13 protein-coding genes are annotated in these 15,560 nt (G+C 43.0%); 1 reads left to right on the forward strand and 12 read right to left on the reverse strand.

Going from position 1 to position 15,560, the window contains the following annotated elements:
• Positions 1-197: 197 nt before the first annotated feature.
• The gene (locus EDD59_RS02205) at positions 198-449 is read left to right on the forward strand and encodes a hypothetical protein (protein WP_132378451.1); all 252 of its coding nucleotides are present in this window, start codon (positions 198-200) and stop codon (positions 447-449) included.
• A 206-nt stretch (positions 450-655) separates the two neighbouring features.
• Here EDD59_RS02205 and EDD59_RS02210 read toward each other — a convergent pair whose 3' ends face one another.
• The 12 genes from EDD59_RS02210 to gndA all read right to left on the reverse strand — a co-directional run bounded on the left by EDD59_RS02210 (position 656) and on the right by gndA (position 15,389).
• Positions 656-1,972, reverse strand: coding sequence for a glycine/sarcosine/betaine reductase component B subunit (locus EDD59_RS02210; protein ID WP_243117330.1), 1,317 nt, complete (start codon positions 1,970-1,972; stop codon positions 656-658).
• A 7-nt stretch (positions 1,973-1,979) separates the two neighbouring features.
• Positions 1,980-3,317: a glycine/betaine/sarcosine/D-proline family reductase selenoprotein B gene (locus EDD59_RS02215; RefSeq protein WP_132378455.1), complete on the reverse strand. Its 1,338-nt coding sequence runs from the start codon at positions 3,315-3,317 to the stop codon at positions 1,980-1,982.
• Positions 3,318-3,327: 10 nt separating this feature from the next.
• Positions 3,328-4,809 (reverse strand): aldehyde dehydrogenase family protein, encoded by a 1,482-nt coding sequence (locus EDD59_RS02220; protein WP_132378457.1) that lies wholly within the window; start codon positions 4,807-4,809, stop codon positions 3,328-3,330.
• An 88-nt stretch (positions 4,810-4,897) separates the two neighbouring features.
• Positions 4,898-5,737: a riboflavin kinase gene (locus EDD59_RS02225; RefSeq protein ID WP_132378459.1), complete on the reverse strand. Its 840-nt coding sequence runs from the start codon at positions 5,735-5,737 to the stop codon at positions 4,898-4,900.
• Positions 5,721-7,097, reverse strand: a complete 1,377-nt coding sequence (locus tag EDD59_RS02230; protein WP_132378461.1) for an APC family permease — start codon at positions 7,095-7,097, stop codon at positions 5,721-5,723. Before EDD59_RS02230 ends, EDD59_RS02225 begins: the two co-directional genes overlap by 17 nt.
• A 96-nt stretch (positions 7,098-7,193) precedes the next feature.
• Positions 7,194-8,144: a sugar-binding transcriptional regulator gene (locus EDD59_RS02235; RefSeq protein ID WP_132378463.1), complete on the reverse strand. Its 951-nt coding sequence runs from the start codon at positions 8,142-8,144 to the stop codon at positions 7,194-7,196.
• A gap of 115 nt (positions 8,145-8,259) precedes the next feature.
• Positions 8,260-9,291: a zinc-dependent alcohol dehydrogenase gene (locus EDD59_RS02240; protein WP_132378465.1), complete on the reverse strand. Its 1,032-nt coding sequence runs from the start codon at positions 9,289-9,291 to the stop codon at positions 8,260-8,262.
• A 16-nt stretch (positions 9,292-9,307) separates the two neighbouring features.
• Positions 9,308-10,111, reverse strand: coding sequence for a class I fructose-bisphosphate aldolase (locus tag EDD59_RS02245; RefSeq protein ID WP_132378467.1), 804 nt, complete (start codon positions 10,109-10,111; stop codon positions 9,308-9,310).
• 644 nt (positions 10,112-10,755) lie between these two features.
• The gene (gene namA, locus EDD59_RS02255) at positions 10,756-11,784 is read right to left on the reverse strand and encodes an NADPH dehydrogenase NamA (protein ID WP_132378469.1); all 1,029 of its coding nucleotides are present in this window, start codon (positions 11,782-11,784) and stop codon (positions 10,756-10,758) included.
• 59 nt (positions 11,785-11,843) lie between these two features.
• Complete coding sequence (locus tag EDD59_RS02260) at positions 11,844-12,461, reverse strand: cyclase family protein (protein ID WP_132378471.1); 618 nt, start codon at positions 12,459-12,461, stop codon at positions 11,844-11,846.
• A complete protein-coding gene (zwf, locus tag EDD59_RS02265; protein WP_132378782.1) occupies positions 12,458-13,960 on the reverse strand; it encodes a glucose-6-phosphate dehydrogenase in 1,503 nt (500 codons plus the stop codon). The genes EDD59_RS02260 and zwf overlap by 4 nt, the downstream gene beginning before the upstream one ends.
• Before the next feature lie 31 nt (positions 13,961-13,991).
• Entirely contained in the window at positions 13,992-15,389 is a 1,398-nt protein-coding gene (gene gndA / locus EDD59_RS02270; protein ID WP_132378473.1) for an NADP-dependent phosphogluconate dehydrogenase, read from the reverse strand.
• Positions 15,390-15,560: the final 171 nt, after the last annotated feature.

Here is a 15,560-nt window from a genome sequence, read left to right on the forward strand (position 1 = left end):
AATAAAGATTTTTGCTGTCTCAATCATACCAAATGGAAATGTCTTTCACAACTGAACGCATGTTAATTATTGTTAAATAAAATTAACCAGTGCTCATGTTTTGTTAAGAACCTGTACATAAAAATATTGACATTTCAGTTTACTATGCATTACATTTGGATATGAAATAGCGAAAACAGGAAAGAAGGTAAATTGTTTTGAAAAATATAATATTTAGACTGGCAAGTGATAACGATATGCCTCAAATCATAGATTTACAAACAAAAATATTTAACGTCGAGCAGAAAATTGCTGAAATCTACACGGATGCAAGGGACATTACTGCAAAGATAATATGCAAAATGGGAGGTCAGATAGTTGGTGAGCCACAACCATTTTATGTTGGAACAGTTACACCTGTAGTTCTGAAAAAGAGTAACTACCATCATTATATTGATTCCATCAATTAGGGTATTTTTCAGGACATTCTTTAATAAGTCTGATATACTAAACACAAGCATGGCAGTTACAGTAACAGGCATCTCCATAGGAGTAGTGCTATTTTACCCACTGTCCTGTTCTTCCAGGGTGTGCCAAAGTTGCACACCCAAATCTGAATCTCCAAACTGCTGCATCTGCTAATACTCTGGATTACTTACCCAGATGTTAATATTCTCTAATATTGCTCAGCAAACAATGTGCTGGCACCTGACTGGTTGCCGGAAAGGTAAAAATGGGTAGTCTGTTCAAAAAGCAAGGCCTTATCTGCCGGTGGGAAAAATCCTCCGGACTCCTTATTAAGACGCAGTACATCCCCGCCTACAACCCTTTCAACATCGGGAATTGTGTAGGGTTTTTCGATTGATCCGCCGCTGATAATGGCATCTGCTTCCGGCACATCATCTACCAGCAAAATTCCTTCTGTTCCGTCCGCACCACCAAATTCAAAGGTGAGGGTTGAAGCCTTGATGCCGTGCTGTTCAGCACACTGAATTGTCAGCATCCCATCAACTGCAGCGTTTCCGCCACCTTCCCAGGCCATAATTAATCCGTCGGTTTCCAAATACTGAGCAATTTTTACCGCAAACTGGGCGCATCTGATTTTATGCCAGTTGCTTGGATTGTGGCTGCGCCCAAAAATAATTCCCCGAAAGTTAATGGTTTTCCCATGTTCTTTATATAATTCCAATAAAATCGGACTGTTAACATACAGATATGTAGGCACCTTAAAAGCAGGCCAGACATAATTACCGCTGACGATGCACCCGTCCATCATTTCATTGGGATGAATCAAGGTTGGAACCAGGTTATCAATCGGATGTCCATACAAATATGTATTGGAATACGGTCCCTGATTCTGCGAGTTCCACATCAATACTACATTGGGAAGCTCAGGATCTACCTCATCAATGGAAAGTTTTTCTTCCTCATCAGCAGCAAGACAGCAAGTAACAGCGGCCAGATACGTTGCCACCTTAATGCCTATACTGCGGATTTCATTATCATATTCAATGGAAGAGCTGCCATCAGAGAGTTTATATAAAACAATCAAATTGATAGTTTTAGAAAAAGGCGTCATTTCGGCAATTGGCCCCTGCATATCCAAAATTGCATCGCGGGGATATAAAAGGCCGGAGCTGGCACTGGACTCATCCCAGGGAAGAGCGGCACTTTCCATCACCGAAAAACCTGATAATATATTGGTCGTTCCGCTTCCTGTCATTAACGGGTCACCAAAATATCCAGAATACTGCTGCCCTTCGCCATCTATTTTAATCATGGCTGCCAGGGTATCAAGTAAATGTATGATACGGGTGCTCTCACCGGGTTTAACCAACTCAAAATCAACTGCCTTCACCGCTTTTAAAAGCGGGGCAATTTCAGCTTGCAGCTCTTCTTTGGAAATTGTCAAAAAACCATCTCTCAAAGTTGTCCTGTCACCAAAACAAGCCTCTTTTACATGATAGTAGCAACGAGTCAATTTTTTATCCATTTTCACTCTACTCGCCCTCCTTTTCATTATCAACTGTAAATAGCGTTGGTCCGTTGACATCCATTGTCAATGCTTCCAGACACTTATCCATAATCCTGCGCCGATATGCTTTTTCGCGGTCAATGGGAAGAGAGGGATTACCGCTTGGAGCAGTGAAGTCTCCACCAAATATAATCCGATTGCTCCCAACGCTTAAAGCAATCGATGTAAAAGCTGTGACATGAGCATTTGCAATTTGGGCCCGGTCAAGCTCTTTTGCCAGCGTTGCGCAGCAACGCGTACAAGTGCCTCAAGTAGAGGTCAGAATTGCTGCCTGGACTCCGGATTTTCTTAAATCTTCTGCGATTTCCCTGCCCATTGCCTTACTGGTTTCTACATTAGTGCCAACCCCGCAGGTGGTATAGAAATAAGGAAATATTCCTTCGATTTTATGCTCTTTTTCCAATGCCCGCATTGCATCAAGAGGGATTAGTCGATGTGGGTCATTGCTGGCATCGGTTGTGTCATATCCCCCGTGGATGGATTCATATTCACCCTTATTCAAAGTTGTTATATTAGTCATATCATACTTACCATAACTAATGGAAAATGCCTGTTTCAGCTTGTCAGGATTCCCAACCGGTACCAGACCACCGGTCGTAATCAAAGCAATGACGGTGTGTGCCATATCTTCTACTTTAGCTGCCGGCGGGACTTGTTCAAAGCCTCGCAGGGGAACTTCGGTCCGATATGGCCGCTTATAGAGCTTATCCAAAAGTATCTCGGTGACCCGCCTTGCCCCAGTCTTTTCATGGTATTCATTATACCTGTGCCCAGTCGGCAGATATCCCTCTTCTAAAGCCGGACCAATAGCTTCCTTCTTGGCCAGCTTTAAAGCCAAAGCTGCCATCTTTGGCAAAGATTTTCGCATTCCGCTGGCTGTTTCTGTGGTTGCGACAATATAATTGTTCTGCACATACATGCTGATGGCCGGATTTTCCCACCACATTCCGGTAACACTTGGAATGCCAAGTTTGTTTTTTACGTAATCACATATTTTTGCACATGCCACACCGTAACGGCCTGCATTGAAGGCCGGGCCTGCAACAAACACATCCGGAGCGGCCGCCAGAATCTCTTCCTTAATCATTGGTAATACTGCGGCAAATTTTTCATCATTATTAATAAAGTTATCGCCGCATACCAATACTTTCACTACTTCCATCTCTTTGTTCCACAGAGGTTCAACCCCTATGGCAGGCCCTTTTTTCTCCGTATATACACTTAGCCCTACATCAGCCTTCTCTTCGCCGCCGATGCCGGCATAGAACTGGTTGACGTAATACACTGCTTTTAACTTCGTCATTTTTTCCTCCTTACATTGGCAAGCTGCCCTCCTGAGTATCTATAAAAATCGTTTTAGAAATCATATATTTTTGTATACCAGCAACACCTAAGCCGCTCTGTTTCCAACCGGTTCCCGGCGATTCTATCATTGCCTTACTGAAGTAGGAATTGACATAGATCTGACCACTGTGAATCTTCTGGGCAACTCGAAGACCGCGTTTCATATTCTTAGTAAAAACTCCGCCCGCCAAACCATACTCAGTTGAATTTGCAAGTGCAATGGCTTCTGCTTCAGAATCAAAGGGCGTAATACATAGCACTGGTCCGAAAATTTCTTCTTTAAAAATAGTCATATCAGGAGTCACATCGGCAAAGAGTGTCGGCGGAACAAAATTACCTGCGGTAAGCTTTTGATCTGTATACGGTTCACCCCCGCATACCAACCGTGCTCCTTCAGCCTTACCTTTTTCAATATATTCCCAGACACTCTGCGCATGATCTCGGTGAATAAGGCTGGTAAGCGTGGTCTTAGGATCAAAACCGTCACCAGGAATTAACTTCTCACATTCGGATTGCAGTTTCTCAATAAACTGCTCGTAAATGCTGCGTTGAACAATTAAACGGGTTCCAGATACGCATACCTGACCAGAATTCTGGGTAAATGCCCATCTGGCCCATTTTACCGCATCATCTATATCAACATCATCAAAAATGATATTGGGACTCTTCCCTCCCAATTCCAAGGCAACATCTTTCACAGTATCTTTTGACGCTTCAATAATATGTTTTCCGGTACTTGTTCCGCCGGTCATCGCAACCATGTCAACATCCGGACTTTTTACCAACATATCACCAATGACACTGCCGGAACCAGTTAATACATTAACTACGCCAGACGGAAAGCCAGCCTCATCAAATACTTCAGCCAGGAGCAGCATACTTAATGATGCCCAGGAAGAGGGTTTAACAATGGCAGTATTCCCAGCAGCCAAAATCGCACATATTTTTTGGCAGCCCATCATAAGAGGGCCGTTCCATGGCAAAATCTCACCTACCACCCCGTGGGGATACCACTGTACCAGATTAACCGTGTTGTTATCAATGGGTACAGCCTTGCCTTCCAGGCATCGGGCCTTTCCTGCATAATATTCAAAAGCATCAACGCTCATCTCCGCTTCAAAATAACGTGCGCCGGCATAGGATTTTCCACATTCCAGTGTTTCAATGCAGGAAAATTCTTCTTTTCGCTGTTCCAATATCTGTCCGGCTTTTAGAAGCAATTTACTGCGCTCACGCGGCGGCATTTTTCCCCAAGGCCCCTCATCAAAGGCTTTTCTCGCCGCTTTGACAGCTCGGGTTACTTCTGGCTTTCCGGCCTTATACGCCTTGGCAAAGATTTGATTCTTAACCGGATTTTGAATATCAAAGGTAACTTTATCTTCTGGAACAACAAATACTCCATCAATATATAATTGATAAGGCTCTTTTTTGACATAATCATATGGATTCATAAAAATCCTCCTTTTGTAATATTTACAATGGCGGAGTACGAGAAACCACTCATACCCCGTCTATGAAATACTAATTGAACTATATTATTCAAGCCGCTAAAAAATCACGAACCTTCTGGATATCTTTTTGCACCTGCTGCTGTACTTCTTCCAGACTGTTGAACTTTTCAACGCCTCTGACAAATCGCTGCACTTCAAGAACCAACTCTCTGCCATAAATATCTCTGTCAAAATCCAAAATAAAGGCTTCTATTGTTACATAATCGAAATTGTCAACGGAAGGCCGCTTGCCAATATTAGTCATCGCCTTTAAATGTTCCTCATCCACATAAATTGAGGTTGCATAGACGCCACTTGGCGGTTTTAGTTTTGTTTCGCAAGTATCCAGATTAGCTGTCGGCATCCCGACAGTTCGGCCCAGTGCTTTTCCATGTACTACTTTTCCAATAATAATATAAGGGTGTCCTAAAAGACTTGTCACCTTTTCAAAATTGCAGTCAATAAGAGCTTTTTTTACTATTGCTGTGGTAATAATTTGTTGGTCCTCCTTTTCAGGCTCACAGATAATGACTTCAATTCCGGCATTATTGGCTGTCACTTTTACATTTTCCAAATTTTTGTGGTTCTCACCAACTACCAACACCTTAGCCCCTATTGTTTGGATTGCCTGTTCAAGTAAATCAGGCTCATTTTCGCAGCTAATTAAAACATCAACTCCGGCTCTTTCAAGAAAATAGGCTTTTTCATCTTCGTTAGTTAATATCTCTTCTTTAGCCGGTCTGCTTATAACAACTGATTTCATGCCTCTCTTTTTAGCCTGTGCAACCAGCTCAGTGATAATTTTGAGATGACCACGATGCATACCGTTAAAATCTCCATAGGCTGCACAAGTGTTTTTCATGTTTACTATCTTATCCAACCTTTTCATATTCTTTTCCTCCCACAGTATTTTGATTTTTTGTTCTCACCTTGTAGAAAATAATGCCTACAAAATACCATGCAATTGAATATGCCCATATCATCCAACCGCCGTTGAAGACATCGGGAATATAACATATAATTATTAGTCCCAAAGCAATTAGCGGCAATGCAATGCCCCCCGGAGCCTTAAATGCTCCGTCCGGCAAACTAAATTTCTTTCTGGCTACAATTAAGGATATGATATTGATAATGATAGTAACCGCTGCAAATAATGCGCCAAAGCTGACAATCATCTCTGTGAACTGTGGAAAACATGAAATCACCAGACAGGGAATTGTAACTGTAAGTGTTGCATAAACTGGCACACCTGCCTTATTATTTTGGGCCAGCTTTTGAGGCATAATCCCTTGTTCCGCCGATGCTTGAATTGCTCTTGAGGTGAGGGACATTACTGTCAGCATTGTTGTATAAAGCGCCAATACTGCCGCAATAGATATAACTTTAGAAATCCATGGATAAGCGGCAAGTTTGGTAAACGCAGCAGCATATAAAGGTATGTACTGCATCCCCGGATTCTCCATCAGGAAACCGGCAGACACCATCCCTACGGTAGCAGTGATAATACCAAGGTAGAGGCACAGTACAATACACATTGCTATTAATACAGATTTTGGAACATTGCGGTTGGGATTTTTAACTTCCGATACCATAAATGCCATCGCTACAATAGAGCCATAACCAGTCATTGCCGTCGGTACCATCTGCAAAAATCCGCTGGTACCTCTTGCCCCCTGTGAAAAAAAAGGTACCAAGGTACTGCTGTCCCAGGCTCCACTAAAAAATGCCACGCCAATGTATATGAGCATAGCTGCTACCATTGCCAGAACCAGTATATTGTTTACCTTTCCTGCCAGGGTAAACTTAATGCTATTAAGAATCATGATGACTAAAACAGAAATAATTGCCAGTAGAATTTGCTTCCCTTCAAAAATGGGGAAGCCGACACTAAGATAAGTACCAACATAAATAGCAGCAAATGAGATGGCTACAATATTAGCGTTGATGTATCCCCAAGTTGAAACCCAGCCCCAGAATTTGCCGACTTCTTTCGTTTTTCCAAGTGCCTTTGAAGGGAATACAAATACACCTCCTGATTTAGGAAAGCGGGTTGATAACTCGGCACAAATCAGACCATAGCACAGCATAATTGCAGCCGCAATTGCCCATGTTATAATCGCAGCCGGGCCAGCCGAGTAGATCGTTAAGCCTGACAGGGAGAAAATAGAGCTTCCTATCATCCCTCCTGCTATCATTGCCACACATGTCCATAAGCCTAACGATCCACCTTGATTGTTATTGTTTGACATACTCCTCTACTCTATCACACCAATGTAAAAGGGAAATCACTAATATGATATTTCTCCTTTCTCCTTCACATCCGGGCAGAGTTAGTTTCTGCCCTACTATTTTAATAGTTCCGCAATCTGGAGGTCAGTAATTAAAACATTAATGTATCCACCTTTAAGCGTGGCCCGAATAGCTTCTACTTTATCCATGCCGCCTGCAACGCCGATTCGTACCGGAATTTTACGATAATCCTCAAGCGTAATAGCAATGATCCTATTGGCAAACGGCGGCACCACTTCATTCCCCTCTTTATCGAAGAAATGAGTACATACCTCCCCCGCCACCTCTGCTGCCCATCTGGCTTGATCCTCGTCCTTCAAATCATACAAGGGAACCATATGTTTCCACTGACTGTGGGCAGTTCCAATACCAACCACCGCTATTGTGCTGCTTTTTACAATCTCGTATGCGTTGGTATAATATGGATCATTAATAAAGGATTCCCGAAGTGACTCGCTGTGTAAAATAACCGGTGCATATAAAATGGATTCCTTCGCCTCCATTTTTTCCGCTAAACGATATACGATCCGGTCTGCACCCATGTTAGAGTCTTCCTCTTTTCCGCTGCCAATCAGTTGAGTTACTGTAATGTCTTTTGGATAAGAAGCTGCCGGTATCCAGTAATCCACCATCGCCGCCGTTGTCCTGCCTCTGGTCACACCTATAATATCATTGGGCCGGATGATGCTCTTCAAATAATTACCCGCAGCAATTCCCAGCTCCTGCGTCATTTTTTCATCGCTGATATTATCTACGACTCTGACCTCTCTCAAATTATATTTTTGCTCAAGTTTAGTTTCCAGTTCAAGATTACATTTATCCAAGCCTTCAATACTAATCTTTACTATTCCTAATTCAATACAGGCACTGACAATCCGATTAACCCGTTGACGTGACATTTTCATGCGTTTTGCAATAACTTCCTGGGTCAGGCCTTCCTTATAGTAATAGTAAGCGACTCTGCGATATTCGTTTAAAAGTTCTACTGACATATTTGTATTGTTCATTCATCTACCCCCTGAATTTGCAGCTAGTATTTGGGATAACACTGCATTTCGTTGATAGATTGATTGTACATCTTAAACAGCCCTTTTATCAACCATCTTGAGCGTATTCTTTGGTTTATGGTTGAACGATAATCCTGTATGTATCTGGAAGCAGTGCTTTTTCCATAGCACTGTCAAGTGCTTCCAATGGAATTTTTTCGGAAATCAGTCCTGATACATCAATTAACCTGGCTGAAAGTAATTTGGTTGCAATTAGAAAATCTTTTTTTTGCGGATTTACCGTACCGGTAATAATCTGTTCAGAAGAGTGAATTTTATTGGGACTGATTTCAATCGGATTGTCCGGATGGAAAGATGTATAAAATACCGTTCTTCCAACTTTGCCGGTCATATCCACCGCCTGTTTAGCCAGTGCGGCAGCGGGAACCGTGCAAAATACCACGTCTGCTCCACGCCCATCGGTGAGCTTTTTCACCTCATCAACTGGGTCCGTTATTCCTGAATTTATTACAATATCTGCACCTATTTTCTTTGCCACTTCTAAACGTTTTTCATCTAACTCACATGCAATTACTCTGGCACCTCTTAATTTGGCCAGTTGGATATGAATTGCCCCCATAATGCCATTGCCGATTACTACAACATCATCACCCAGTTCAATCTTACCGTTTCTGACACTGTGGACACAACAAGCCACCGGTTCAGAGAGTGCGGCATAAGAAAGGTCAATATCATCAGCCATCTTATACACATCCGCGGCATTTACCATCATATACTCAGAGAAACCACCAGGGCCCATTGCACACTCCTGTGTTTCAGCAATAAAGGAGGTTACACATAAGTTTTCATGACCATTACGGCAATAGTAACATTCTCCGCAGGAATTTAATAAACGCACAGCCACTTTATCACCTGGTTCAACTCCCGTTACATGTTCCCCAATTGCTTCGACAATCCCGGCTACTTCATGGCCGCCGGCAAAAGGGTATTTTTTCATCACTCCCGAATAAACTCTTTGCTCCAAAGTACAGATGGCGCAGGAATCAATCTTTACCAGAACCTGCTTACTGGCAGGCGCCTTCTTTTCAGCTTCGTAAAAAGCTACTTTCTTTGCATCTTCTAAAACAGCTACTTTATATGTTTCCACCTACTTATTCTCCTCCCTATACAGCAAATGATTTATTCATTTCTTTCATAGCAGTTTCGACACTGCAATTCTCATGAATTAATCTGGCAATAGCAGCGGTATATCCCACCGGATTTTCATGTCCCCAAATATTTCTTCCCATTGCAACTCCGGCTGCACCAACTTCCAAGGCGTCTTTAATTTCTCCAAGGAGTTTATCAACAGGCACTTTTTTAGCACCCCCAAGAATCACTACCGGCTTATAGGTTGCATCTATCAGGGTCTTAAAGGATTCCTGGTCACCGGTATAATTTGTCTTAACGTAGTCAGCTCCCAGTTCCACACTCTGACGGCAGGCAAAGGTAATGTTTTCAGGTGTCCGGGAATCTTCTGCTGGTTCAAACCCCCTGGGCAGTGCCTCAGCCAGTACCGGAATACCCCATTTATGGCAGTCCATACATAGTCTTGTCACATTGCTTAAATACTCATTCTCAAATTTAGAACCTGGAAAACTCATGGTGATCACAGAATCAGCACCCATCCTGACAGCATCTTCTGCAGTTACCGTCATCTGCATGGCCTTACTATTGTCACCTAAAAAAGAAACGCCGCCGTCAACTCTGACGATAATTCCCTTTCCCTGGAACGAATCTGTTAAATGCTCAGCCATTCCAACCGTAGAAAGAAATGCATCGGCTCCCGCACTCGCAATTTCCTTAACCAGTTTTTTAGGATTAATCAGAGCAGGCATCGTGTTAAAATTTGCTGCATGATCCATCGCCAAGATAAAAGTTTTACCATCCGGCTGGATGATATGGTTCATTCTTGCTGTTGTATTCATATATATTCTCCTTCCGCATATTACATTTGTAATGTTATTATTACTTTAGTAATTACATTACATGTTACATATTACACTCTGATATTACATATGTCAATATTACATAATCAAATAATCTTTTTTCCTACATATTGCACAATTATTTTAGTGAAATACTGTAATACCTTTCAGCTGATTTGGGAAATTTTCTTAGAACAGGTGATTCACGCCCTATTACATCACCTGAGGGGATAAGTGTTCGCTGTTCTTCTCCGGCTGAAAGCAGAAGAGCTGATTACCTTACAAGCACTCTTTATTAACGAAGATAGCAGCGTAAAAAAAAAACGGCCATACCCGGAAGAAACGCTTAGTTTTTTGTACCCCAAAATTGGATAAGTCGAAAAATTAATACACATAAAAACACCCCCAGGTGATTCTCAGAGCTACTGAAAAGCTGATTATCACGGGGATGTTTCTATATAGAGCTGAACGAGTTAAAAGAGCAACTGCCAGCATTATATTGGCTCCATAATTTAAGACTCTTTTTAGGGCCGCTTTGCAGCCCTTGTTGCCAAAAAGGAGGGGATATGATGTTCATGCAGATTTCCCGTCCCGTTAGTGTCCTCATATAAATCCGTAATCATAAATCCTGCCTCATTTACTTTCTACTTTCTTGCGTTGAACCCCCGCAGATACTGCTCTGGCCACGGATATTGGACGTCCAATTCCCGCGCTGTATGCAGCACCCAATACGGGTCACGCAGAAGCTCCCGTCCGAGTGCGACGAGATCTGCACGTTCTCCACCCAGTATTTCTTCCACCTGGTGCGGCTCTGTAATCAGTCCAACCGTAACCGCCGGCAGACCGGATGCCTGTTTTAATTCTTCCGCGATTTTCACCTGATATCCTGGGTAAATTGCGGTTGGCGGTGTTTCCGCAACCCCGCCTGTGCTCACATCCAAAATATCGATGTAAGGCTTCACCAATTCAATGATCCTGCCCATTTCCTCCGGATGCATACCGGCTGGTTCATAATCCTCGGCTGATACACGCAGTAAAATTGGTTTTTCGTCCGGCCAGACCTGGTGCACGGCCTGTAATACCTCAATCAACATGCGGCAGCGGTTTTCCGTCGAACCACCGTAACCGTCTGTTCGGTGATTGGTCAGCGGCGATAAGAACTCACTGATTAGATAACCATGAGCCCCATGAATCTCAATCGCATCAAAACCGATTTCTGCTGCCCGTGCGGCGGCGCTTTTGAATGCACTGACCACATCGTGAATATCTTCTTCCGTCATCTCCTGCGGCATGGGTGAATCCTGATTAAACGCAACAGCGCTGGGAGCATAGATTGTTTTTTCCTGTGCCTCGCATTTGCGGCCCGCATGATTGAGCTGAATTGCTATTTTTGCACCCTGTTTCTGACAGGCAGTGACAATTGGGGCAAGTTTCTGTGCCTGTGTATCATTCCAAAGACCAAGGCAATGGTCGGAAATACGGCCGCAGGGCACAACCCCGGTTGCCTCCATGATGATCAGTCCCACTCCCCCAACCGCACGGGAGGTATAATGTGTAAAGTGAAAATCTGTGGCCATACCATCGGTACCCGCACTGTACATACACATAGGGGGCATAACAACCCGGTTGCGCAATTCCATGTTTTTTGCCGTAAATGATTTAAATAAATACATAAAGTATCCTCCTTCTTTCTAATCCGTCATAGAACTTAGCAAGATCACTTGTTATATGCTCAAGCGAGTAAGACCGCTCTTGCCGGTGCTCCATCTGCGCCCGCCACGTTGATTGGCAGTGCAATCAGAAAATATTCGTCCTCCCCAATGTTTTTCAAAAAAAGCCCCTCCAGAATCACAATCTCTGAAGACAGCAGTATTTTATGAGTTTCATGGCCGGGCTGATTCCGTTCTATGCCAAGGCTGTCAATCCCCACACCGCACACCTTTTTATCGGCAAGATATTTTGCCCCGGATTTGTCAAGATAAATGAAATTTTTGCCCGGATTTTGCACCAATGAATTTTTCGTTTTCAACAAGATGAAGTCCCCTTCTGAAATACTTTTCCCGGACAGGTGTTCCACAGAAATTTTTTCCTCCACGCGTGTAAAATCAAATACTTTGCACTTTGTGAGTACTTTTTCCAGATCCATGTTTTCTATTGTCTTACCGTTTTCCAATATATGCAGTGGCATGTCAATATGCGTGCCCGTGTGCACGTTCATCTCAATCTTTGTTTCATGAGTCGAACCGGTTGAAAAGTCGCTGGCCAACGTAATAACAGGCCTTTTTGCAGCATTGTCCTTATAAACATTCATATTTTCTGTAATTGGCATAGAAATATCAAGTATTCTCATATATTCCACCACTTTCTGCAATCTCGTGCCAGGAGTTCGAAGGACAGAACCGGTCCCATCGATCCGGCATCATAATTTGGGAGCTTAAGCCTTTTTTGTCTCCCATATTCAATAATTCTGTCAGCTATCGTCCAGGATGCCTCCACCTCATCCCAACTTGAGAATAAAGTAGAGTCACCCTTGATCACATCCAGAATAAGTTTCTCATAAGCTTCCGGTGTATTTCCCTGTTCACCGCTAGTATGACTGGTGTCCATCTTTGTAGATATAACCTCATTTTCCATATGAAAATCCTTTGTGTTAAATTGAAAGAACACACCAACATTTGGCTGGATTTTGATAACAAGCAGATTGGGTTCCTGTTCAGCATCATTGCTGAAATACAATACATCAGGCATAGATTTGAACTGAATGACAATCTCAGCAGCATTTACACCCATCCGTTTTCCTGTTCTGACATAGAAGGGGGTACCGGCCCATCTGAAATTGTTGATATGGAATTTCATCGCAATGAAGGTCTCCGTATTTGAATTGTCCTTCACAGAAGCCTCTTCACGGTAACCGGGAACGGGATATCCATCAATGACTCCCCTGCCGTACTGACCAAAGATAACATTGTTCTTCAGCGATTCGGATGAAAAGGTCTCAATTGAATTAAGTACCTTCAGTTTCTCCGTTTTGATCGCATCAGATGTTAAATTAATCGGCGCTTCCATCGCAATCAGTGAAACGATTTGGAGCAGATGGTTCTGAACCATGTCACGCATTGCCCCCGACTGTTCATAATAGCCTGCTCTGGAGCCAATCCCGTGCTTCTCGGCAAGCGATATCTGAATATTGTCGATATACTTGTTGCTCCACAGCGACTCAAAAACCAGATTACAGAATCTGAGCACCATGATGTTTTGAATCATCTCTTTTCCAAGATAATGGTCAATCCTATAAATGTCGTCCTCCCGGAATACTTCCCTAAGCTTTTCATTTAAAAGCCTTGCAGTTTTCAGATCCTTTCCAAACGGCTTTTCAATGACAAGACGTTTCCAAGAATCGTTTGTTTCAACCGCCATTTTATTGTTGTGTAGATTCATTACGATGGTCTCAAAAAACTCGGGTGCCACTGCAAGATAAAATAGCCTGTTTCCGTGTGTTTGATAGGTGTCGTCCAATTTACTTAAGAATGTATTGAGTCTCTCATATCCGGTCTTTTCCGTAAAGTTTAGTTGAAAATAATAAATAAGACAGCTCAGCTTTTCCCAGAGCCTTTGGTCAATTTCATTTCTTGAATATTTCTTCAATTGCTCGAAAATCACTTTTCTATACTGTTCATGATCCATATCTCTTCTTCCGACAGCGGCAACCGCAAAATGTTTTGGCAGCCGATGATCATAAATCAGATTATATAATGCGGGAATCAGCTTCCTGTTTGTCAGATCTCCTGTTCCGCCAAAAATTACCATAAGCGCCGACATATCGCCCGTCACCTGGTTTTCTGTATACATGTCCAAGACTATCACCCCTTTCTATATTTCGTTACCACTGGGTATGGTACGTACCCTCTTTATCAATTCTCTGATAAGTATGGGCACCGAAATAGTCACGCTGCGCCTGCAGCAGGTTCATAGGAAGGGTTTCCGTTCTATAGCTGTCAAAGTATGCAAGTGCACTTGAGAATCCGGGAACCGAAATTCCTGAGGTGACAGCGGTGGCCACAACATCTCTCCAAGCCTGAGTATAATTCTCAATTACAGTTTTGAAATAATTGTCCATAAGCAGGTTTTTAAGCTCCGAATCATCACTGTAGGCGTCAGCTATTTTGTTTAAAAATTGTGCTCTTATAATACAGCCTCCGCGGAATATCTTTGCGATACCGGAAAGATTGAGTTTCCATCCATACTGCCTGGATGCTTCCAGCATCAGACTGAAGCCCTGAGCATAAGCGCAGATTTTGCTTGCATAAAGAGCTTTTCTCACCGGCTCAACAAAGTCCGCTCCCCTTTGTTTCGTTTTCGCACAGTCTCCGTACAACTTACCTGCCTCCATCCTTGTAGCCTTATCAGAAGACAAGTAGCGTTCAAAAACAGCCCCGGTAATCGTAGGAATGGGAATCCCCAGCTCCAATGCAACCTGTCCGGTCCATTTGCCCGTTCCCTTCTGCCCTGCTGCATCCAAAATCATATCCACCAGATAATGATCCGAATCCGTGTCCTTTTTGGCAAAGATATCTGAGGTGATGCCTATCAGATAACTGTTTAGTTCCCCTTGATTCCATTCTTTAAATACTTCATGCAAATCAGAGGGACTCATATGCATTACGCCTTTCAGAATTGAGTATGCTTCGCAGATTAGCTGCATATCTGCATACTCAATGCCGTTATGTACCATCTTTACAAAATGTCCCGCTCCGTCTCCGCCGATATAGCGGCAGCATGGTTCTCCCTCCGCCTTTGCGGAAATATCGGTCAGAATTTGCCCAATTGATTCATAGGCACCTACATCACCGCCCGGCATAATCGCCGGTCCCCTGCGTGCACCCTCCTCACCGCCGGAAATTCCAACGCCAAAATAATGAAACCCCTCAGCTTCCAGTTTTCGGCTTCTGTTTATGGTGTCAGCAAAATAGGAATTTCCTCCGTCAATAATAATATCCCCCGGGGTCAGACAAGGTTTCAGCTGTTTAATAATATCGTTCACCGGACTGCCTGCCTTCACCATCAAAATAATCTTTCTAGGCCGTTCCAGCGATTGGACGAACTCCTCAAGGGAGAAGTATCCCTCTATATTGTTGGTAGTACACTCTGCGAGGAGCTCCTGGGTTCTCTTACCACTCCGGTTAAAAACCGACACAGTGTAACCGTGGTCTGCGATATTTAAGGCGAGATTCTTTCCCATAACAGCCAATCCAATAACTCCAATATTCTGTCTACTCATCCTATTGTCCTCCACATTCTTGAATTTAGCCTGTATATCCTAATTAATAAATCATATCACAAGTCAATATAAAAATATAGAGATAAATAGGAGCTTATTACTGAACTGTTACCTGAACTGTTACTACTCTGTTTTCGTATTTAACGGTATTTTCAGTAAAACATCATATCC

This window comes from Muricomes intestini, assembly GCF_004346165.1.
Classification (GTDB): Bacteria; Bacillota; Clostridia; order Lachnospirales; family Lachnospiraceae; genus Muricomes; species Muricomes intestini.

Coding starts and splice junctions, on each gene's coding strand:
- EDD59_RS02225 (WP_132378459.1), bottom strand. CDS start 5,737: ATGAAAAGGTTGGATAAGATAGTAAACATGAAAAACACTTGTGCAGCC.
- gndA (WP_132378473.1), bottom strand. CDS start 15,389: ATGAGTAGACAGAATATTGGAGTTATTGGATTGGCTGTTATGGGAAAG.
- namA (WP_132378469.1), bottom strand. CDS start 11,784: ATGTATTTATTTAAATCATTTACGGCAAAAAACATGGAATTGCGCAAC.
- EDD59_RS02260 (WP_132378471.1), bottom strand. CDS start 12,461: ATGAGAATACTTGATATTTCTATGCCAATTACAGAAAATATGAATGTT.
- EDD59_RS02235 (WP_132378463.1), bottom strand. CDS start 8,144: ATGAACAATACAAATATGTCAGTAGAACTTTTAAACGAATATCGCAGA.
- EDD59_RS02230 (WP_132378461.1), bottom strand. CDS start 7,097: ATGTCAAACAATAACAATCAAGGTGGATCGTTAGGCTTATGGACATGT.
- EDD59_RS02210 (WP_243117330.1), bottom strand. CDS start 1,972: ATGGATAAAAAATTGACTCGTTGCTACTATCATGTAAAAGAGGCTTGT.
- EDD59_RS02245 (WP_132378467.1), bottom strand. CDS start 10,111: ATGAATACAACAGCAAGAATGAACCATATCATCCAGCCGGATGGTAAA.
- zwf (WP_132378782.1), bottom strand. CDS start 13,960: ATGTATACAGAAAACCAGGTGACGGGCGATATGTCGGCGCTTATGGTA.
- EDD59_RS02220 (WP_132378457.1), bottom strand. CDS start 4,809: ATGAATCCATATGATTATGTCAAAAAAGAGCCTTATCAATTATATATT.